This window comes from Nonomuraea sp. B208, assembly GCF_057536035.1.
Window position 1 is genome coordinate 1 of record NZ_BAAJOU010000015.1, and the last position, 19,860, is coordinate 19,860.

Annotated in this window: 21 protein-coding genes; 11 read left to right on the forward strand and 10 right to left on the reverse strand. The window is 74.9% G+C overall.

The features are described 5' to 3' along the window. Window positions 1-29: 29 nt before the first annotated feature. The 5 genes from AC27IY_RS12475 (at window position 30) to AC27IY_RS12495 (ending at window position 5,019) form a co-directional block, all read left to right on the forward strand. Window positions 30-1,211, forward strand: a complete 1,182-nt coding sequence (locus AC27IY_RS12475) for a cytochrome P450 (RefSeq protein ID WP_487178078.1) — start codon at window positions 30-32, stop codon at window positions 1,209-1,211. A 1-nt stretch (window position 1,212) separates the two neighbouring features. Next, window positions 1,213-1,851 carry a TetR/AcrR family transcriptional regulator gene (locus AC27IY_RS12480; protein ID WP_487178047.1) on the forward strand — a complete coding sequence of 213 codons (639 nt, stop codon included), beginning with the start codon at window positions 1,213-1,215 and terminating at the stop codon, window positions 1,849-1,851. A 105-nt stretch (window positions 1,852-1,956) separates the two neighbouring features. Continuing rightward, window positions 1,957-2,925: an alpha/beta hydrolase gene (locus AC27IY_RS12485; protein WP_487178048.1), complete on the forward strand. Its 969-nt coding sequence runs from the start codon at window positions 1,957-1,959 to the stop codon at window positions 2,923-2,925. A 75-nt stretch (window positions 2,926-3,000) separates the two neighbouring features. After that, window positions 3,001-4,335, forward strand: coding sequence for a sensor histidine kinase (locus AC27IY_RS12490; RefSeq protein ID WP_487178049.1), 1,335 nt, complete (start codon window positions 3,001-3,003; stop codon window positions 4,333-4,335). A gap of 12 nt (window positions 4,336-4,347) precedes the next feature. Then, window positions 4,348-5,019, forward strand: coding sequence for a response regulator (locus AC27IY_RS12495; RefSeq protein WP_487178050.1), 672 nt, complete (start codon window positions 4,348-4,350; stop codon window positions 5,017-5,019). Here the strand turns inward: AC27IY_RS12495 and AC27IY_RS12500 are convergent. The 3 genes from AC27IY_RS12500 to AC27IY_RS12510 are packed head-to-tail and all read right to left on the reverse strand — an operon-like array spanning window position 5,016 to window position 7,902. Next, complete coding sequence (locus AC27IY_RS12500; protein WP_487178051.1) at window positions 5,016-5,759, reverse strand: MBL fold metallo-hydrolase; 744 nt, start codon at window positions 5,757-5,759, stop codon at window positions 5,016-5,018. The genes AC27IY_RS12495 and AC27IY_RS12500 overlap by 4 nt on opposite strands. 28 nt (window positions 5,760-5,787) lie before the next feature. Continuing rightward, window positions 5,788-7,047: a DUF3500 domain-containing protein gene (locus AC27IY_RS12505; RefSeq protein WP_487178053.1), complete on the reverse strand. Its 1,260-nt coding sequence runs from the start codon at window positions 7,045-7,047 to the stop codon at window positions 5,788-5,790. Window positions 7,048-7,080: 33 nt separating this feature from the next. Continuing rightward, window positions 7,081-7,902, reverse strand: a complete 822-nt coding sequence (locus AC27IY_RS12510) for a FadR/GntR family transcriptional regulator (RefSeq protein WP_487178054.1) — start codon at window positions 7,900-7,902, stop codon at window positions 7,081-7,083. A 59-nt stretch (window positions 7,903-7,961) separates the two neighbouring features. Here AC27IY_RS12510 and AC27IY_RS12515 point away from each other — a divergent pair, with 59 nt between their 5' ends. Further along, window positions 7,962-8,852 (forward strand): fumarylacetoacetate hydrolase family protein, encoded by an 891-nt coding sequence (locus AC27IY_RS12515; protein ID WP_487178055.1) that lies wholly within the window; start codon window positions 7,962-7,964, stop codon window positions 8,850-8,852. Here the strand turns inward: AC27IY_RS12515 and AC27IY_RS12520 are convergent. Further along, window positions 8,812-9,240 (reverse strand): glutaredoxin domain-containing protein, encoded by a 429-nt coding sequence (locus tag AC27IY_RS12520; RefSeq protein WP_487178056.1) that lies wholly within the window; start codon window positions 9,238-9,240, stop codon window positions 8,812-8,814. The genes AC27IY_RS12515 and AC27IY_RS12520 overlap by 41 nt on opposite strands. Before the next feature lie 173 nt (window positions 9,241-9,413). Here AC27IY_RS12520 and AC27IY_RS12525 point away from each other — a divergent pair, with 173 nt between their 5' ends. Together AC27IY_RS12525 and AC27IY_RS12530 are read left to right on the forward strand one after the other, a co-directional pair. Then, the gene (locus AC27IY_RS12525; RefSeq protein WP_487178057.1) at window positions 9,414-10,061 is read left to right on the forward strand and encodes a DUF4142 domain-containing protein; all 648 of its coding nucleotides are present in this window, start codon (window positions 9,414-9,416) and stop codon (window positions 10,059-10,061) included. A 26-nt stretch (window positions 10,062-10,087) separates the two neighbouring features. Next, window positions 10,088-10,594 carry a MarR family winged helix-turn-helix transcriptional regulator gene (locus AC27IY_RS12530; protein ID WP_344205654.1) on the forward strand — a complete coding sequence of 169 codons (507 nt, stop codon included), beginning with the start codon at window positions 10,088-10,090 and terminating at the stop codon, window positions 10,592-10,594. A gap of 9 nt (window positions 10,595-10,603) precedes the next feature. Here the strand turns inward: AC27IY_RS12530 and AC27IY_RS12535 are convergent, their stop codons facing one another. The 5 genes from AC27IY_RS12535 to AC27IY_RS12555 are packed head-to-tail and all read right to left on the reverse strand — an operon-like array spanning window position 10,604 to window position 14,409. Beyond that, entirely contained in the window at window positions 10,604-11,032 is a 429-nt protein-coding gene (locus AC27IY_RS12535; RefSeq protein ID WP_487178058.1) for a GNAT family N-acetyltransferase, read from the reverse strand. Between the two features lie 38 nt (window positions 11,033-11,070). After that, on the reverse strand, window positions 11,071-11,664 hold the full coding sequence (locus AC27IY_RS12540) for a response regulator (RefSeq protein ID WP_371252740.1): 594 nt from the start codon (window positions 11,662-11,664) through the stop codon (window positions 11,071-11,073). Further along, complete coding sequence (locus tag AC27IY_RS12545; RefSeq protein ID WP_487178059.1) at window positions 11,661-12,803, reverse strand: sensor histidine kinase; 1,143 nt, start codon at window positions 12,801-12,803, stop codon at window positions 11,661-11,663. The genes AC27IY_RS12540 and AC27IY_RS12545 overlap by 4 nt, the downstream gene beginning before the upstream one ends. Continuing rightward, window positions 12,800-13,501, reverse strand: coding sequence for an ABC transporter permease (locus AC27IY_RS12550; RefSeq protein ID WP_487178060.1), 702 nt, complete (start codon window positions 13,499-13,501; stop codon window positions 12,800-12,802). Before AC27IY_RS12550 ends, AC27IY_RS12545 begins: the two co-directional genes overlap by 4 nt. Continuing rightward, the gene (locus tag AC27IY_RS12555; protein ID WP_487178061.1) at window positions 13,498-14,409 is read right to left on the reverse strand and encodes an ABC transporter ATP-binding protein; all 912 of its coding nucleotides are present in this window, start codon (window positions 14,407-14,409) and stop codon (window positions 13,498-13,500) included. The genes AC27IY_RS12550 and AC27IY_RS12555 overlap by 4 nt, the downstream gene beginning before the upstream one ends. A gap of 299 nt (window positions 14,410-14,708) precedes the next feature. Here AC27IY_RS12555 and AC27IY_RS12560 point away from each other — a divergent pair, with 299 nt between their 5' ends. Beyond that, complete coding sequence (locus AC27IY_RS12560; protein WP_423447861.1) at window positions 14,709-15,404, forward strand: CHAP domain-containing protein; 696 nt, start codon at window positions 14,709-14,711, stop codon at window positions 15,402-15,404. Between the two features lie 64 nt (window positions 15,405-15,468). On the opposite strand, the gene AC27IY_RS12565 is transcribed toward AC27IY_RS12560, so the two are convergent. Continuing rightward, on the reverse strand, window positions 15,469-16,740 hold the full coding sequence (locus AC27IY_RS12565; RefSeq protein ID WP_487178062.1) for a TetR/AcrR family transcriptional regulator: 1,272 nt from the start codon (window positions 16,738-16,740) through the stop codon (window positions 15,469-15,471). 175 nt (window positions 16,741-16,915) lie between these two features. On the opposite strand from AC27IY_RS12565, the gene AC27IY_RS12570 reads away from it, so the two are divergent. Both AC27IY_RS12570 and AC27IY_RS12575 read left to right on the forward strand, forming a co-directional pair. Next, window positions 16,916-18,706: an AMP-dependent synthetase/ligase gene (locus AC27IY_RS12570; protein ID WP_487178063.1), complete on the forward strand. Its 1,791-nt coding sequence runs from the start codon at window positions 16,916-16,918 to the stop codon at window positions 18,704-18,706. Then, window positions 18,703-19,839, forward strand: coding sequence for an acyl-CoA dehydrogenase family protein (locus AC27IY_RS12575; protein WP_487178064.1), 1,137 nt, complete (start codon window positions 18,703-18,705; stop codon window positions 19,837-19,839). The genes AC27IY_RS12570 and AC27IY_RS12575 overlap by 4 nt, the downstream gene beginning before the upstream one ends. Window positions 19,840-19,860 lie beyond the last annotated feature (21 nt).

The window sequence follows — 19,860 nt, forward strand, 5'->3', positions numbered from 1 at the left end:
CCGCGATGCGGCGCCTGCTGCCCGCGGACATGGTGGAGCGGGGCGCCTGCCCGTTCGACCCGCCGGCCGGGCTGCGGGAGCTGCGCGGGAAGAGCGCGGTCCAGCCGCTGACGCTGGCCAACGGCGCGCCGGTCTGGCTGGTCACCGGTCTGGAGGAGGCACGGGCCGTGCTCGGCGACACCCGCTTCAGCTCCGACCGGGTCCGCCACCCCGACGCCACGCGCCCCGGGCCCGCCGCGCCCCAGGTCGCGAGCCGCACCGACGGGATGTTCGTCTTCATGGACCCGCCGGAGCACACCCGGCTGCGGCGGCTGCTGACCGGCCAGTTCACCGTGCGGCGGATGCGGGCGCTGGAGTCGCGCATCCGCGAGATCGCCGTCGAGCACCTGGAGGCCATGCGGGCCGCGGGCACCGAGGCCGATCTCGTGCCCGCGTACGCGCTGCCGATCCCCTCCCTCGTGATCTGCGAGATGCTCGGCGTCGACTACGCCGACCGCGACCAGTTCCAGACCAACACCGCCATCGCCCTCAACTCCGACACCCCCGACGACGAGCGGGCCCGCGCCGGGCTGGAGCTGTACGGGTTCATCCAGAAACTGGTCGACGCCAAGAAGAGCGAGCCGGGCGACGACATGCTGTCCGGGCTCATCCACGACGCCGACCCGCCGCTGACCGACGCCCAGCTCGTCGACATGGCCCTGGTGCTGCTCGGCGCCGGCCACGAGACGACCGCCAACATGCTGGCCCTCGGCACGTTCGCGCTGCTGGAGAACCCCGGGCAGCTCGCCGCGCTGCGCGACGACCCCGACCTGCTGGACAACGCGGTCGAGGAGCTGCTGCGGTTCCTGTCGATCATCCAGATGGGCGTCAGCCGGGTGGCGACCGAGGACCTCACGATCGCCGGCGTGGACATCCCCGCGGGCGCCACGGTGATCATCGCCACGCCCGAGGCCAACCGCGACCCACGCCACTGGGACGACCCCGACCGGCTCGACGTACGCCGCCGCCGGGTCTCGCACCTGGCCTTCGGGCACGGCGTGCACCAGTGCCTCGGCCAGCAGCTCGCCCGCGTGGAGCTCAAGGTCGGCCTGGGCGAGCTGCTCACCCGGCTGCCGGGCCTGCGCCTCGCCGTGCCCGCCGGCCAGGTGCCGCTGCGCAACGAGATGCTGATCTTCGGGGTGCACTCCCTGCCGGTGACCTGGGGCCCCTGACATGAGCGAAGCCGGCCCGCCGGCGGCGACCGGACGGCGCGAGCGCAGGAAGCTGGCCACCCGCGCGGCACTCAGGGAGGCGGCGCTGCGGCTGGCCGCGCGCCACGGCGTGGAGCGCGTCACCGTCGAGCAGATCGCCGCCGAGGCCGACGTCGCGGTGCGGACCTTCTTCAACTACTTCTCCAGCAGGGAGGAGGCGCTGGTCGCCACGCTGGCCGCCGGGGCGGAGGCGCTGATCGCCGAGTTCCGCGCCCGGCCGCCCGCCGAGTCGGTGCTGACGGCCCTGCGGGAGGCGGCGCTGCGCGTGCTACGGGCCGGCGACCTCGCCGGAGGGGAGCAGGTCCAGGCGTTGCGGCTGATCGTACGGGCCCCGTCGCTGGAGCCGCAGCGGCTGGCGGTGTTCGCCGCGCAGGAGAAGGCACTCGCGGCGGCCATCGCCGAGCGGGCGCCGGCCGCGGCAGGCGCCCGCTACCCGGCGCTGTGCGCGGCCACGACGCTGACGGCGATGCGCCTCGTCCTCGACGAGTGGCTGGACAGCGCCGCCGAGTCCCCGGCGGGCCTGCGGGAGAGCCTGGACGAGGTGATGGCCGAGCTGGCCGCGGGGCTCGACCGGCCCGGCGTCCGGCTCGTGGACTCGTAGTACGCGGGAGCTACGCGCGAGGTTCGCTCCCCAGCGGGAGTCGGGCGGGCCCCGGTGATCCGTACGGTCGGCGGTGGACGATCACCGACCACCGAGGAGCCCGCCATGCCCTCCCCTCCGAAACCCCGACCACCGCGCCCGGGGGTGCTCCGGGCCGGGCTGACGGCGCTGATCATGGCGGCGGTCGCGTGGCCGGTGATCGGGGCGGCGCGGCCGGGGGCGGTGCCGGCGCCCGTGCCCGCGCCAGTCCCGCCGCTGGCCGTCTCGCTCGGCGACGGGCTCGCCGCGCGGTACGCGGCCGCCCGCGCGGAGATCCTGGCCGCCGTACGGACCGCGGACCGCCACGGGCACCACCGGCGGGCCGCCGCCCTCCGCGAGCTGGCCGCCCCCGCCCGCCGATTCCTGGCCTTCGACGGGCGGGACGGCGGCCGGGCGGCGGAGGTCTTCGGCGACCTGCCCACCGCCCGCGGGATCGCGGTGCTGGTCCCGGGCGCGGGCGTCGACCTCGACCGGTACGGCCCGCTGCGCGGCGGCGCGATGCGGCTGCGGGACGCGCTCGGCGACGGTTCGGCCGTGGTCGCCTGGCTCGGGTACGCGACCCCGAGCAGCGTGAGCCTCGCGGCGCTGACCCCGGCCCGCGCCGACGCGGCGGTCCCCGCCCTGCGCGCCTTCGTACGGGAGCTGCGCGCGGCCAGACCGGCGGCGCGGATCTGGCTCGTGTGCCACTCCTACGGCTCCGTCGTGTGCGGCCGGGCCGCCGGCGGGCTGGACGTGACGGGCGTCGTGCTGCTCGGCGCCCCCGGCGCGGGCGTCGCCACCGCCGCCGCGCTCGGCCCGTACGCCGAGGTGTGGGCCGGCCGGGCAGCCGGCGACTGGGTGGCCCTGCTGCCGCACGTGTCCGTCGAGCTGCCGTTCGCCACGGTGGGGCTGGACGCCGACCCGGTGTCGCCCGGGTTCGGCGCCCGGGTGCTCGACGCGGGCGGCGGCGGGCACGGCGACTACCTGGCGGCCGGTTCCCCGGCGCTGGCGAGCGTCGCGCGGATCGTGGCGGGGGCGGGTGACGGCGATGGATGACCGTCACCGGCCGTGCCGTCAGGGGCCCGCTACGCTGGAGCGGCCGGACGCGGGGACGGCCAGGGTGGAGGCGACGTGAGGCGGAAGCAGCCAGCCGCGCGGCGCGGGCTCCTCGCCGCCCTGCGCGCCGACCTGTGGTCCACCGCCGCCGACCCGCTCCCCCGGATGCGCGGGCCGCGCCCGCTGGCCCGGCTGCCGCACGTCCTGGTCGTCCTGTACGCGCTGGTCCTCGGCCTGTTCCCGGACGGCGAGGGCATCGACCCCACGGTCCCGCTGCTCGCCACGGCGCAGGCGGCGACGCTGGTGGCCGCGATGTTCCGCCCGCTGCCGGCGTTCTGGGCGTCGCTCGCCGTCGTGCTCGCCGGGGCCCGTGCCGGGATGACGTATTTGCCGCAGACCCTCACCTTCCCCTGGATGATCGAGCGGGAGACACCCGGCGCGCCGCTCGTGCCGGAGTTCCCGCACACCGACCCGGTGGCGTTCCCCTGGACGGGGTCGGGGATCTTCCTGCACGCCGGGGTGCTGTTCCTGCTGGCCCTGCGGGTACGGCCGCGCGCCGCCGCGGAGGCGCTGGCGATCAGCGTGCTCGGCGCGGCGGCGTGCGTGGTGTTCCTGCCCCAGCAGACGGGCGGCACCCCGGTGATCGCCCTCCCCGTGTACGCGCTCGCCGTCGCCTCGGGCACGATGATCCGGATGCTGAGGACGACCAGGAACCGGCTGGAGGCCCAGGAGGAGCTGACGGCGGAGGAGCGCGCCCACCGCACGCTGCTCCAGGAGCGCAGCAGGATCGCCCGCGAGCTGCACGACGTGGTGGCGCACCACATGTCGGTGATCTCCATCCAGGCGCAGGTGGCGCCGCACCTCGTCCACGACCCGCCCGACGAGCTGCGCGACAACCTCGCCGGCATCCGCGAGAACGCCGTCGAGGCGCTGACCGAGCTGCGCAGGATCCTCGGCGTGCTGCGTACGGAGGACGGCGCGGACGCCCCCCAGCAGGCGCCGCAGCCGACGCTCGACCGGCTCGGCGAGCTGCTGGCGAACGTGCGCGGCGCGGGCGTGGCGCTCACCGAGGAGATCGCGGGCGAGCCGCGTCCGCTCGCGCCCGGCGTGGAGCTGTCAGCGTTCCGCATCGTGCAGGAGGCGCTCAGCAACGCGATGCGGCACGCGCCGGGCGCGGCCGTGACGCTCCGGCTGCGGTACCAGCCGGACGCCCTCACGATCCGGGTCGTCAACGCCGCCCCGGCGAGGCCCGTGACGGCCCCGGGCGGCGGGCACGGGCTGCCGGGCATGCGCGAGCGCGCCGCCATGCTCGGCGGCGACCTGGTCGCCGGGCCGACGCCCGACGGCGGCTACGAGGTCAGCGCGTTCCTGCCCGCCGGTCCTTCCGCCGGGCCCGCCGAGGAAAGGTGACGAGAGCGCCCCATGACGAGCATCCGCGTGCTCATAGCCGACGACCAGGCGATGGTGCGCCAGGGCTTCACCGTGCTGCTCGATGCCGAGCCGGACATCGAGGTCGCCGGCCAGGCCGCGAACGGCCTCGAAGCCGTCGCCATGGCCGCCGAGCTGAACCCCGACGTCGTGCTCATGGACGTGCGGATGCCCGAGCTCGGCGGCATCGAGGCCACCCGCCGCATCGCCGCCCAGGCCGGCACGACGGTGAAGGTCCTGATGCTGACCACGTTCGACCTGGACGACTACGTGTACGAGGCGCTGCGCGCGGGCGCGTCCGGCTTCCTGCTCAAGGACGCCTCGGCGGCCGAGCTGGCGCAGGCCGTGCGGGTGGTCGCCGCCGGGGACGCACTGCTCGCGCCGGCCGTCACGAGGCGGCTCATCGCGGAGTTCGCGCGGCTGAGCGCGGGGCCGCGCCCGCCGCTGAAGGAGCGCCTCGGCGATCTGACCGAGCGGGAGACGGAGGTGCTGTCGCTGGTCGCGCAGGGCCTGTCGAACGCGGAGATCGCGGCCGGTCTGGTGGTCGCCGAGCAGACGGTCAAGACGCACGTGAGCCGGATCCTGGTCAAGCTCGGGCTGCGGGACCGGACGCAGGCGGCGGTGTTCGCGTACGAGACGGGCCTGGTCCGCCCGTCCGGCTACTAGGGAAGTTCGATGGTGAGACCGGGGGTGGCGATGCCGATCTCGCCGTCGTACTCGGCTGCAGCAGCGGCTCGGGCGGCCGCGGCGTCCGTGTCTGGCTGCAGGTGAGTCAGCAACAGGTGCCGGGCGCCGGCTTCCCTGGCCTGCCGGCCTGCCTGGCGGGCGCTCGACAGGTGGCGCCGCGCACCCCGCGGGACCCGGTCCGCGAAGGTGGCCTCGGCCAGGAGCAGGTCAGCGCCGCGCGCCAGGCCGGCGACGTCAGGGCTCGGGCCGGTGTCCCCGGTGTACGCCAGCACGCGCTCGCCCGCTGTCAGCCGTATGCCCGCGTTGGGCACCGAGTGCGGCAGCGGCCGGGTCTGCGCGCGGAACGGGCCGATGGCGAGCCGGTCGCCGGCGACGAACTCGTGCAGGACGTAGGCGCCGCTCAGCATTCCCGGGCGGTCCAGCGCGAGCACCGCGTCCAGGGCGCCGGGCAGCGAGTACACCGGCAGCGGCGCCGGTGGGTCGTCACGCAACGTACGCGCGCGCAGCAGCGGGTTCAGGTCGGCACAGTGATCGGGATGTCCGTGACTGACGAACACCGCGTCGACCTGGTCGGCGGTGATCCGTTCCAGCAGCCGCGGCACCGTCGCGTATCCGGGGTCGACGAGCAGCCTGAACCCCTCGTGCTCCACGAGGTAACCGCTGCAGGCCTGGCCCGCCGCCGGCCACGCACCGCATCCGCCAAGGATCGTCAGCAGCATCCATGAACCCTAACGGCCGGCTCACCGATCACGGTGCGCCTGTCTGCCGCCGGGCCTGCCACTGCCGTACCCAGGCGCGGCCGTAGTCGTTGCCGTGCGGGGTGCGCAGCACGGTGTGGACGTGGAACGGCTTGGGGGTGTCGTAGTCGAGGAAGACACCGCAGTGGTGGTCGAGCTCGGCGACGATCACCGGCGACTGGAGCCGGTAGTAGAAGACGTCGCCGGGCCGGTGCCCGCCGATCCAGCAGAACCAGGTCTCCTCCAGGTGGGCGGCGACCTCCCTGAGCCAGGCGGCGCGCGGCCCCTCGGGCAGCAGCCCGGCGAACGTGGCCGCGATGGCCAGCGCGTGCTCCCGTGCCTCGGCGGGCAGGTCGGCGACCCGGACGCCCTCGACCGGGATCACCCGGTTGTCCTGGAACGCCCCGGCCAGGTGGCGTTCGTCGCCCGGGTCCACCCGGCCCTCCGGCATGGCCGGATCGACCATCCGCTCGTAGACGACGGCCTGCCGGCGCTGCTCGGCGGGCAGCGCGGCCATCAGCCGCAGCCCCAGCTCCACCCGGTCGGCGAACACGTCGCGCAGCCCGGCGTGCGGGCCCGCGTCGATCTCGTCGGGCTCGGCGCCGAGGAACACCGGCGACAGCGCCATGCGGCCCTCGACGACCAGGCAGTTGAGCGCGCAGTGGTGGCCGTAGAGCTGCCAGCCCCACGGGGCGCGGAGGTCGGGGGTGCCGTAGAGCGCGAGGTTGTAGCTGAACTCGTTGAGTATCGTCTCCAGGCCGACGACCTCGCCGAGGAAGCCGTTGATGAGCATCATGGCGCGCGTCAGCTCGTAACCTTCGGGCGAGAGCGAGGCCCGCACCAGCGCCAGAGCCTTCTCGCGGACCGGCTCCGGCTGGAGCTCCAGGCGCAGGCCGGTGTCGAACTGCAGGAACTCCGGGTTGGCCCAGGTCTGCCACTCCACGGCGTCCACCGGGTGGGTGAGGCGCGCGCGGCTCTCGTCGTCCAGGGCGGCGAGCAGGTCGCGGGCGGCGGCGGTCATGGCCTCGACGGGCGCCTCCTCGCCCGGCTCGGCCGGTGTCAGCGGGTGAAGGCCCTCGCGGAGTACGCCGTTCTCGGTGACGCCGCGGAAGTCGTTCTTGTAGAGGGGGGTCCAGTTCGCGACCAGGCCGCCGGTGAAGGTGCCCGGTTTCCTGGCGAGCTCGCCGTAGGCGTACGGGTCGAGGCCGCGGATCTCGGCCAGGCGGGGGTGGTCGTGCGGGAACAGGTGCCGTCGGTACTCACCGGGCATGACGGGCTCCTCCGGCGTTCAGGGGGCTACGGGTCAGGGGGCGGCGGGGGTGCGGTGTGCGGCGACGGCGGCCCGGACCGCGGCCTCGTCACCGTCGGCGATGGCCTCGACCAGGTCGGCGTGGACCTGGTAACGGGCGGCCCGGTACGCCGCCCGCCGGTCGTCGCCGGGCCGGTCGGCCGCAGGTCCGGCGGTGGCAGGTCCGGCGGTGGCAGGTCCGGCGGTGGCAGGCTGGTCGTCGGCGGGCCGGTCGGCCGCGGGCCCGTCGGCGGCGAGGCGGGCGGAGGTGGTGCCCAGGTGGCCGAGGGTGCCGATGTAGACGGCGCGGGCCATCGTGTTCGGGCTGATGGCGGCGATCCGTTCGTGCAGCGCCCAGTTGGCGCGCATGAAGCCGTCCCAGCCGGGCGCGGTGCGCAGCGCGCGCAGCAGGCGGCGCAGGTCGGCGACGTCCCGGCCGGTGCGGTGCCGGGCCGCGCCGAGGTCGATGAGCTCTTCGAGGTGCTCGCGCAGCTCGATGGCGTCGGCGACCGTGCCGGGCTCGTCGGCGACGCTCAGCAGCGTGTGCCGCAGCCGCACCACCGGCCCGCGGTCGGCGGCGAACAGCCCGCCCCCGCGCCCCGGCCGGATCTCCAGCACGCCCCGGTCGCGCAGCAGCCGGACGGCCTCGCTGACCGTCGCGTAGGCGAGGCCGGTCTCGGCGCGCAGCGACTCCAGCGTCCCGACCGGCTCGCCGGGGGCGAGCCCGCGGATGCGCTCGTCGAGCGCGGCGGCCAGCCGCTCGGCGCGGGTGCGCGCGCCCTGCCCGACGCCGGCCAGGGGTTGTCCGCCGGAGGAGGTGTGCGGCATAGTCGCCATCCAAGCACAAACGTGCGAACCTTTAGAAGGTTTGCGCGGCGGGCGCGAGGAGAGAGCCGATGAGGATCGTGGGCATCCGCAGGGACGGCGGCCCAATCGAAGTGGCGGCGCTGTCGCCCGACGGCGCGGCGGTCACCGTGCTGGCCGGGCTGGAGGAGTTCTGGGCCGCCGCGTCCGCCTGGCTGTCGCGGGAGCCGGCCGGCGAGACCGTCCCAGCCTCGGCGGTCACCCTCGTGCCGCCGGTGCTGCCGGAGGCGCGGGTGATCTGCGTCGGGCTCAACTACCTGAGGCACGTGGCCGAGGGCTCGTACGCGGGCGAGGGCGTCCCGCCGCACCCGACGCTGTTCGCCCGCTGGACGCGGTCGCTGACCGTCGGCGGCGTCCCGGTGCCGGTGCCGTCGGGCGAGGACGGGGTGGACTGGGAGGGCGAGGTCGTGGCGTACGTGGGGGCGCCGCTGGCCGACGCCGACCCGGACGAGGCGCTGGCCGCCGTGGCGGGCTACTCGGCCTTCAACGACATCACCTCGCGCCGCGCGCAGAAGCTGACCAGCCAATGGATCCTCGGCAAGAACGGCGACAACTCCGGCCCGCTCGGCCCGCTGGTGCCCGCCCCCGAGGTCGGCGACCTGCGTGACGGGCTGCGGGTGCGGACCCGGGTCAACGGCGAGGTCGTCCAGGACGGCTCCACCGACGAGATGGTCTACACCGTCGGCGACACGCTCGCCCTCATCTCCCGCACGTTCACGCTGCGGCCCGGCGACCTGCTCGCCACCGGCACCCCCGCCGGGGTCGGCTACGCCCGTACGCCGCCGTGGCTGCTGCGGCCCGGCGACGAGGTGGAGGTCGAGGTCGAGCGGCTCGGCAGCGTACGCAACCCGATCGTCGCCAACGACGCCCGCCTGACGGAGGTCACCGCAGGCGCTCGCGCACCCAGGCCGGGTCGGGGTTGACGTACGCCTCGCCCCGCAGCACCACCGTCGGGACCGTCTCCGAGCCGTCGTTGACGGCGCGCACCGCCGCCGCGCCCTCCGGATCGCGCCAGATGTCCACCCAGTACGCCCGGCGGGCGTCGCGCCCCAGCCGGAAGCGCAGCCGCAGGCAGTAGCGGCAGCCCGCCCGCCAGTAGATGATCGCCCGGCCGTCGGCGGCGCTCAGCTCGCGGGCGCGGGCCGCGCCGACCGGCCGGGGGAACGCCAGCGGCGACAGCCACCAGGCGGCCGCGCCGAACAGCACGAGGATCACGGCCGCGCTGACGGTCTGCCCCGAGGCGAACCTGGTGATCGCCGACGCCAGACCGAACAGCGTCATGAGCCCGGCCATCGTCCACGCGCGCATCATGGTGCGGACGTTATCGGGGTCCCGGTCACCGGTCGAGCCCCGGGGGCCCTCTTGCACTGCGCAACCGTTGCACACTGCCATGAACAGACCGGTGCCCGTCGCGCGTATCTCATGACGAGCGGCGCCTTCCGACCCGGCGCCGCGCCACCCGGATCCGGAACGGGACGACTGTCATGGCTCACCCCAGCTCGACCGCCGCCGGGGGCCTCGCCGCCCTCTGCCTGCTCACCGCCTGCGCCGGTTACACCCCCACCCCCCTCCCCGACACCGCCGCCCTCGACGCCGCTGTCGCCGCCCAGCCGACCTCCACCCCCGCCCCGTCGGAAGGCGACACCGGCACCGTCCAGACCGAGTGGGGTCCGCTGTCGGAGCTCGACCGCGACCTCGTCCGCAAGGTACGCCTGGCCAGCCTGTGGGAGATGCCCATGGCCCAGGACGCGATCCAGCGCGCCGACGCCGCCCGCGTCCGGCAGATCAGCCAGGAGATCGCCGCCCAGCACCACACCCTCGACCGCCAGGTCCGCGACGTGGCGGCCAAGCTGCGGATCACCCTGCCGGTCAAGCCGACCGAGCAGCAGCAGGCGTGGATGACCGACATCTCGGGCCGGTCCGGCCCGGCCTACGACGCCACGTACGTGAAGTGGCTGCGCCTGGCGCACGGCCAGATCTTCGGGGTGATCGGCACCGTGCGCGGCACCACTCAGAACACCCTGGTCCGCCGCTTCTCGGAGCAGGCCAACGCGGCCGTGCTCAACCACCAGCGCCTCCTGGAGAGCACCGGCCTGACCACCCCGGAGAGCTTCCCCACCCCGCCCTCCTGAACCCATGAGCGTGTACAACTGAGCCCATGAAACAGCCCTTCGCGGGCGGCCAGGCCGGCGCCGACGACCTCGACGCCGTCATCTCCGCCGTGCTCACCGGCTCGCGGCTGCTGGTGGCCGTCGCGGCCCGCTCCCTGGCCGCGGCCCAGGACCGGGTCACCCTCCCCCAGTTCCGCATGCTGGTGGTGCTGTCGGTGCACGGTGAGACCAAGCTCGTCACCATGGCCGAGCTGCTCGCCGTCAACAGCTCCACCGCCATGCGGATGGCCGACCGCCTCTCCGCCGCCGGCCTCGTGACCCGCGAGGTCAACCCGCACAACCGTCGCGAAAGCCTCATGCGGCTCACCGCCGCCGGCCGTCAGCTCGTCGAGGAGGTGACGGCGCGCCGCCGCGAGGAGATCGCGGCCATCGTCTCCCGCATGACCCCCGAGCAGTCGCGCGCGCTCATCTCGGCCATGAACGCCTTCACCGAGGCCGGCGGCGAGAGCCCGCCGGGACCCCGCTATCCGCTCGGCTGGCCCGACGCCCCGTAGAGACCGGCCTCACGCCAGCGGCTTGACCCAGCGGGACCATTCGGGCTGCGGCGCGTAGCCGGCTGCGGACCAGGCCGGATGGGCGAGGACGTTGTCGTCGAGCACCATGGCGTCGGCCCGGAACGCGCCGAACGCCGCGAAGCGCGCCTCGGCCGCGGCGAGCAGCGCCGTGGCGATGCCCCGGCGGCGGTGGCCGGGGTGCACGGCCAGCCGGTAGAGGTGGGCGCGCCAGCCGTCCCAGCCGGCGATCAGCGTGCCCACCAGGTCGCCGCCGTCCGGCAGCTCGGCCAGCAGCAGCGCCTCGGGGTCGCGCTCGACGAGCGCGACCACCTTGTCCGGCGAGTCGTGCCGGTCGGTGCCCTCGGCGGCCAGCAGCCAGAATTCGAGCACGTCCTTCACGTCGTCCGGGCCGCCGCAGCGGATCTGCACCCCACGCATGCGGGTGAGCCTAACAGTCCCTTTTCCGGCGGCACCGGTCAGAGCCAGCCGCGGGACTCGGCGACCCGTACGGCCTCGGCCCGGTTGCGGGCGCCGGTCTTGCCGATCGCGGAGGACAGGTAGTTGCGCACGGTGCCCTCGGTCAGGAACAGGTGGCGGGCGATGTCGGCGACCGTCGCGCCGCCTGACGCGGTCCGCAGCACCTCGGCCTCGCGCTGCGTGAGCGGGCTCGGCCCGACGGTCAGGGCGGAGACCGCCAGCTTCGGGTCGATCACCGTCTCCCCGGCCATGACCCGCCGCACCGCCGCGGTCAGCTCGGCCACCGGCGCGTCCTTGACCACGAACCCGGCCACTCCGGCCGCCAGCGCCCGGCCGAGATAGCCGGGCCGGCCGAACGTCGTGACGATGACCACGCGCCGGCCGCGCAGGCGTTCGGCGACCGCCAGACCGGACATGCCGGGCATCTCGATGTCGAGCAGGATCACGTCGGGCCGGTGCTCGGCCACCGCGGCCTCCACCTGGTCGCCGCGCCCGACCTCGGCCACCACCTCGATGTCGTCCTCCAGCGACAGCAGCGCGGCGAGGCCGCCCCTGACGAGCTCCTGGTCGTCGGCGACGAGGACGCGGATCACGACGGCACCACCGGCACGCGGGCGCGCAGCAGGTAGCCGGCGCCGTCCGGCGGCGGGCCGGTCTCCAGGCGGCCGCCGGCCGCGGCGAGGCGTTCGGCCAGCCCGGTCAGGCCGTTGCCCGGGGCGGCGCCGGGGGGCGGGCCGGTGCCGTCGTCGCGTACCTCGACGGTGGCGGCGTCGCCGTCCACGGCGAGGGCGATCCGGCAGCGGCGGGCGCGGCTGTGGCGTACGACGTTGGTGGCGGCCTCGCGTACGGTCCAGGCGAGCAGCGTCTCGGCGGCGGCCGGGATGGGGCCGGCGGCGGGCGAGACCTCCAGGTGGATCCCGGCCAGCGCGAGGCCGCCGCTCGCCCGCCGCAGCTCGTCGGACAGTGCGGGGGCGCGGTAGCCGGCGACGGCGTGGCGCACCTCGTCGAGCGCCCGGCGGGCGGCGCGCTCCACGTCGGCCATCCGGCTCGCGGCCCCGTCGGGGTCGGCGCGGGCCAGCCGGGCGGCGAGCTGGCTGGTGATCGTGATCGAGGTCAGCGTGTGGCCGAGGGTGTCGTGCAGGTCGCGGGCGAAGCGCAGCCGCTCGTTGTCCACGGCGAGCTGCGCCACCTCGGCGCGGGCGGCAGCGAGCCTGGCCAGCAGCTCGCCCATGGCCAGCAGCGCCGAGACCGCCCCCGCCTCGGCGAGGATCACCAGCGGCACCCACCAGATCTGCCCGACCGGCAGCCCGTACGCCGCCAGCACGCCGACCGTGACGGCCGCCGTCGCCACGAGCGCCGCCGCGAACGCCGCGCCGCGCACCACGGGGGCCAGCGCGCTGACCACGAAGACGAAGCTCACGTACGCCCACGGCGGCCCCAGGACCGGCATGCCCGCCAGCGTCGCGGCGACCACCCCCGCGGGCCACCACGGCGCCGGCCGGCCCGGCCCGAACACCGCCCACGTCGTACGGAGCCAGCACACCACGAAGACCGCGGCCACCACGGCCACCCACAGCACCCGCCACGGCTCCGGCCGGGACGCCGCGGACGTCCAGGCGAAGGTCCCCAGCGGCCAGGCCAGCAGGGCCAGCCAGGCGGCCGACCCTGCCCTGGCCGCGGTACGCCCCCGGCTGAAGTCGAAGTCGTCCACGCTCACAGCGTCCACTTTCACAGGGCTCGACGGTAACGCCAGAGGGCCAGCGCGACGAAGACCAGCGTCCACCCGGCGAGCACGGCGAGCGAGAGGCCCGTCGGCGGCTCGCCCTCCAGCGCCCGCCAGCCGAGCGAGCCGACCTGGTAGGTGGGGCTGTACTCGGCCAGCGCCCGCATGCCGGCCGGCATGCTCGCCACCGGCACCCACAGCCCGCCGAGCACGGACAGCCCGAAGTAGACGATCATCATGGCGAGGCTCGCGAGCTGGCCTCGGAAGGTGTAGCCGAAGGCCACGCCCAGCGCGGCGAACGGCAGCACGCCCGCCCAGATGAGCACCACCAGCGCCGCCCACGTGCCCACGGGCAGCCGCACGCCGGCCAGCAGCGCGCCCGCCGCCAGCACGACGAGGACGCTGGGCAGCACCCCGGCGGCGGCGCCGAGCAGCTTGGCGGTCACGTAGCCGTGGGCGGGCAGGGGGGTGACGGCGAGCTGCCGCAGCCAGCCGCCGGCGCGTTCCATCGCGATGGCGCCGCCGACGAACATCGCGCCGCCCATCGCCCCGTACGTGGCCATGGACACCATCGCCTCGGCGGGCGGTGCCACGGTCAGCACCTTGGCCCACAGCAGGAAGAGCAGGAGGGGGAAGACGGTCAGCATGGTCATCCCGACCGGGTTGCGGAGGGCCCGCGCCAGCTCCAGCCGTACGTACGCGCTCATCGCGCCGCTCCTTCCGTCTGCTCCGTCCCGGCCGTGAGGCTGACGAAGGCGCTCTCCAGGTCCACGCCCTCGACGCGCACGCCCCTGACGTCGTCGTAGGCGGCGAACAGCGCCCGCAGCGTCGCGTCGGAGTCGACGGTGCGCAGGGCCACGGTGCCGTTCTCGACGTGGACGCCGCGCACGCCCGGCAGGGCGCGCAGCCGGGCCAGGTCGGCGTCCCCGGGGACGGTCGCCCGGTCGAAGCGCACCTCTCCCCCGCCGACCAGGGCCTTGATCGCGGCCACGGGGCCGTCGGCGACGACCCGGCCGCGGGCCAGCAGCACGACGCGGTCGGCGTAGGCGTCGGCCTCGGCCAGGTAGTGGGTGGCGAAGACGGTGGTGCCGGCCCGGCGTCTCACCTCGTGCCACAGGGCGCGGCGGCCGTCCACGTCCAGGCCGGCGGTGGGCTCGTCGAGCACCAGCAGGCCGGGGCCGCCGGCCAGGGCGAGGGCGAACCTGACCCGCTGCCGCTGCCCGCCGGACAGCCGGCCCACGCGCCGCTCGGCGAGGTCCGCGACGCCGGCCGCGTCCAGGGTGGCGGCGAGGGGCGGCGGGCGGTCGTACATGGCGGCGACGGCGGCGACCAGCTCGCGCACCCGTACGTCGTCGAGCAGCCCCGCCTCCTGCGGCAGCACGCCGACGCGGCCCGCGCGCAGGGCCTCGGCAGGCGGGCGGCCGAGCAGCGTGGCCCGGCCCGAGGTGGGCGGCAGCAGGCCGAGCGCGACGGCGAGCAGGGTGCTCTTGCCAGCCCCGTTGGGTCCGAGCAGCGCCACCGTCTCCCCCTCCGCGACCGTGAGGTCCACTCCGTCCAGGGCGGTGACGGGTCCGTAGCGCTTGCGTACGTCGTCCAGTTCCAGCGCGTTTCGCATGGCTCCAGCGTGCGGGGGCGGGGTGGCGCGGAGGTAGTGCGGCGCGTCAGCCACGCGCACATGACAAACGTCATCGCAGGTAAAGCCTGGTGTCGATGTCGTTGCCTGGGAATTACCCAGGTGGGAGGTTAGTTGTACACATCGGACGCGAGATGACATAACTCCGCGTACCGGGCATCGCAATCGTAATTCTCTTATGGCCCTCTGCGAGGAGCCGTGCGATCGCCCCCCTGGCAGCCGCCGTATCGGGCGCTGCCGACGACCGTTGCACGACACACCGCCCAGGAGCGTATTTCTTCATGTTCGAGCACCGTCTCACGCATGCCCGCACCGCCCTCCGCGCCACGCTCGGCGCCGCCCTCGCCGCCGGAGCCGTCGCCGGTGGTGTCGCCGCCGGCACCGCCGCCCACGCCGACGCCGACGTCCGTCCGCCCGCCCGCGCCGCCCACGTCGCCCAGACCGGGGCCAGCGGCGAGGCCGGCGAGCGTACGCAGGCCGTCAAGGTGACCGCCGCGCAGGTCCTGGCCACGGCCAGGGCGCAGGTCGGCACCACCGAGAACGCCGCCGGCGGCGGCACCAAGTTCCAGGACTGGTACGCCGGCTCGCAGCGCGGGGCGGAGACCGCCGCCCGCGACGGCGGCAGCACCGCCTCGTACAAGAACGCCCCCTGGTGCTCGATGTTCGTGTCCTGGGTCGGCGAGCACACCGGCGCCCGCTCGCAGATCGGCTGGGACGCCTACACCGTGACCCACGCCAAGTGGTTCGAGGCCAACCACCGCTGGGGCACCGAGGCCAAGCCCGGCGCCGTCGTCTTCTTCTCCTGGAGCGGCAGCAAGAGCCTGAGCGCCATCAACCACGTCGGTTTCGTCGTCAAGGACAACGGCGACGGCACGATCTCCACGATCGAGGGCAACACCGGCAACGGCAAGGTCGAGCAGCGGACCCGGCCGACCTCGCAGGTCGTCGGCTACGGCTACCCGACCTACGCCTCCTGACCCAGGGCCTTTTGAACGGCGCCCGCCGCGTACGCGGCGGGCGCCGTTCGCGTGTTCCGGCACCTCAGCCCGAGATGAGCAGCCGCCTGAGCAGCGCGGCGGTGCGTGCCTCGGACGCCGACGGGCCGGCCGCGCGGGCGAGGTCGGCCACGATGTTGAGCGCCGCGTGGGCGCGGAAGCGGATGCGGGCCGGCTCCTCCCCCGGGCGCAGCTCGGCGAGCAGGCCGGTCCAGGTGTCGACGTGCCGCCGCTGGGCGGCGCGCAGCCGCCGCAGGTCGGCCGGGGGAAGGTTCTCGCCCTCGGTGAGGTAGACGGCGGTGAGGTCGGCCTGGTCGAAGGTGTAGGCGACGTAGGTGTCGATCAGCCTTGACAGAGCCTCGGCGGGCGTGCCCGCGCCCGCCAGGGCGGCGGCCGTGAGGTGCTCCAGGCGGCTGGTGGCGCGGTAGTAGGCGGCGGCCAGCAGCTCGGCCTTGCCCGTGAAGTGGGTGTAGACGCTGGAGGCGTTGATGCCGGCGGCCTGGCCGATGTCGGCGATGCTGACCTGGTGGTAGCCGCGCTCGTCGAAGAGCCTGATGGCCTCGGCGAGCAGCCGCTCACGGCGGGGCAGCAACGCGAACCGCCCTTCGGGAGCGGTCGGCTCGTCCGGGGCGGGCGGCTCGTCCGAGGCGGGCGACCCGTCCGGGGCGGGCGGCCCGTCCGAGGCGGGCGACCCGTCCGAGGCGAGCCGGCCTTCCCGGTCGGACGGGCCTGCCGGTGCCGGGAGGTCGGCGGCGAGGACCGTGGCGACGCAGTCGAGGATGGTCTGCTCGGCCTTGGCCCTGGGCAGGCTCGCCCGGTGGGTGGCGGGGCTCGCGATCACGCTCAGCGCGGCGGAGGTGAGCAGCGCGGCGTCGCGCCGCCCCAGCTCGGGCCGCGCCCCCAGCAGCAGCTCGCGCAGGGCGCGCACCGAGCGGTCGAACGACGCGGCCAGGCCCGCCTGGGACCCGGGGTCGAGATGGCGGGCCTCCCACTGGTAGAGCCGGGCCACGCCGCGCCGGTCGAGGGTGTAGCGGACCAGCGCCCGCAGCGCGGCGTCCAGGCGCTCGACGGGCGTCGCGGCGTCGGCGCCGGCGGCGACGCACCCGGCGAAGCGGGCGACCAGCTCCTCGACGGCCGCGGCCAGCACGGCCTGCTTGTTCGGGAAGTGCCGGTAGATGGCCGGGCCGGTGATGCCGACCTCCTGGGCGATGTCCTCGATGCCGACGTTGTGGTAGCCGCGGGCGCAGAACAGCTCGGCGGCGACGAGGGCGATCGCCTCCTTGCGGTCCTTGGGCCGGGCGCGCTGACTTGTCGGCATGACCCGAGTGTAGCGATCACGTGGTGAGCCGGAAATCGCCCCTCCCCCTTTCGACGGCATGCCTTTCACCTGCTCCTACGAGCCCGGAAGTAAGTCATGATTCGGATGTATTGACACCAGAACGATGTTCGGGATTCGATGGAGGCGCTCGGGGTCCGGCGGAGGGAGAAAAAGGATGATCACAGAGGCGGACGTGCGCGCCGCGCTGGGCACGCACACGGTTCCTGGGCTGCTGCGGCGCAACGCCGAGGAGCACGGCGACCTGCCCGCCCTGACCGGCACCGACGGCGACACGCTGACCTGGCGCGAGCTGCGCGAGCGGGTGCTGTCCGTGGCGAGCGGGCTCCACGCGCTGGGCCTGCGGCACGGCGAGCGGCTGCTCATCGGCATGTCGAGCCGTCCGGAGCACTGGATCGCCGACCTCGCCGCGGTCGAGCTGGGCGCGATCCCGTGCACCACGTACGCGACGTTGAGCCCGGAGCAGATCCGCCAGGTCGCGCTGCACAGCGCGGCCACCGTGGTGGTGCTGGAGGGCCCGGCCGAGCTGGAGCGGTGGGCACCCGCGCTGGCCGCGATGCCCGGGCTGAAGGGCGTCGTGATCGTCGAGGACGCCGGCGACTCCGGTCACACGCGCTTCGCCGACCTGCTGGCGACCGCGCCGGGCGGCGAGCTGCCGCCCGCGGACGCCGCCCAGGACGACCCGGTGACGATGATCTACACCTCGGGGACGACCGGCGACCCGAAGGGCGTTGTGCTCTCGCACCTCAACGTGCTCTACCAGTGCGCGCTCCAGGAGCTGGTCCAGCCCACGCCCGCGAACCCGCGGACGGTCGCGTACCTGCCGCTCGCGCACATCGCCGAGCGGGTGCTCGGCATCTACCTGCCGATCTACACCGCCGGCCACGTGACGATCTGCGCCGACTCCACGAAGCTGCTGCCCACGCTGATCGCGGTACGGCCGCAGGCGTTCTTCGGCGTGCCGCGCGTGTGGGAGAAGTTCGCCGCCGGGCTGCAGCAGATGCTCACCGCCCTGGACAGTGACGCGCTCCGCCGGGCGCGCGAGCTGGCGGCCGAGGCGTACCGGATCCGGGCCACCGGCGACGAGCCTGACACCGGACTGGCCGCCGAGCTGGAGCGCGCGGACCGGGAGGTGCTGCGGCCGCTGCGCGAGCGCATCGGGCTCGCCGAGGCGGTCCGGCTGGGCAGCGGCGCGGCGCCCATCCCCGCCGAGGTGCTGGAGTTCTTCGGCGGCCTCGGCATGACGATCATGGAGGTCTGGGGGCTCAGCGAGACCACCGGCTCGGCCACCAGCACCTTCCGCGACGACTACCGGGCCGGCACGGTCGGCCGCCCGATGCCGGGCATGGAGATCAAGCTCGCCGACGACGGCGAGATCCTGGTCCGCGGGCCGCTGGTGTTCCTCGGCTACCTCCAGCCCGACGGGCAGGTGAAGCCCGCGGTGGACGCCGACGGCTGGCTCGCGACCGGCGACATCGGCGCCCACGACGACAACGGGCTGCTGCGGATCATCGACCGCAAGAAGGAGATGATCATCACATCGCACGGCAAGAACATCGCGCCGAGCGCCGTCGAGTCGCTGCTGCGCGCGCACCCGCTGATCGGGTACGCCGTCGTGGTCGGCGACCGGCGGCCGTACCTGACGGCGCTGCTCATGCTGGACGAGGAGGCCGCGCCCGCCTGGGCCAGGGCGCGCGGCATCGCCGCGGTCGAGCTGAAGGAGCTCGCCGCCGACCCGCAGGTGCTGGCGGAGCTGGCCGAGGGCGTCGAACGGGCCAACGCGGCGCTGTCGCGGCCCGAGCAGGTGAAGGCGTACCGCGTGCTCGACCACGCGTGGAGCCCGGCGAGCGGGGAGCTCACCCCGTCGCTGAAGCTGCGGCGGCGGGTCATCGAGCAGCGCTACGCCGAGGTGATCGAAGAGCTCTACAGGGGAGGATCTGGGGCGTGACCTTGACCGACGAGCGGCGCGACTTCGTGGCCGCCATCGAGGACTTCTGCCGCCGCGAGGCGGGCACCCGCGAGCAGTGGCTCAAGCTGACCGACGGCGGCGCCGAGCCGCACCACGACGGCCTCTACCGCAGGATGGGCGAGCTCGGCTGGCTGGGCGTCGCGGTCCCGCAGGAGTACGGCGGCGCCGGCCAGAGCATGGTGGACCTGCTGCTGTTCCTGGAGACCACCGCCTACTGGCAGGTGCCGATCGGCGGGTTCGCCACGTCCGCGATCACCGCCGCCTCCTACGAGAAGTTCGGCAGCGAGGAGCAGAAGCACCGGGTGCTCGGCGACTTCCTGCGCGGCGAGGTGCTGGCGGTGTCGATGTCGGAGCCCGGCGCGGGGTCGGACGTCGCGGCGCTGACCTGCCGGGCCGAGCGGCGCGACGGCGGCTGGGTGATCAACGGCCAGAAGACGTGGTGCTCCAACGCGCACATCGCCGAGCACATCCTGCTCGTGGCCCGCACCTCCACGGAGGGCGGCAGGCACGACGGGCTCACCATGTTCTCCGTCCCGGCCGGCGTGGCGGGCCTGACCGTACGCGGCATCGAGACGATGGGCGGCCGCGAGGTCAACGACCTCTACTTCACCGACTGCCGGCTGCCGGAGGACGCGGTGGTGGGCGAGGTCGGCTCGGCCTGGCGGCAGCTCATGTCCGGGCTCAACCTGGAGCGCATGATCCTGGCCGGGCTGATGCTCGGCACCGCGCGCCGGGTGTTCGACGACACGGTGGCGTACGTGCGCGAGCGGCGGCAGTTCGGCCGCCCGGTCGGCAGCTTCCAGGCGCTGCGGCACCGGCTCGCCGACCACGCCACCGAGCTGGAGTGCACGCGGCTGCTGGTGCACGACGTGGCGCGGCGGATCGAGACCGACCCGGAGCGGCAGCTCCCGCGCGAGGCGTCGATGGCCAAGCTGAAGGCGACGGAGCTGGCCAAGGCGCTGGCCCTGGACGGCATGCAGATGATGGGCGGCTACGGCTACGCCACGGAGTACGGCATGGAACGCCTGCTGCGCTCCACGGTGGTGTCCACGGTGTACGGGGGCACGAGCGAGATCCAGCGCGACATCATCGGCAAGTCGTACGGGCTCTGACCGCCGGCCCGGCTCCGGCCG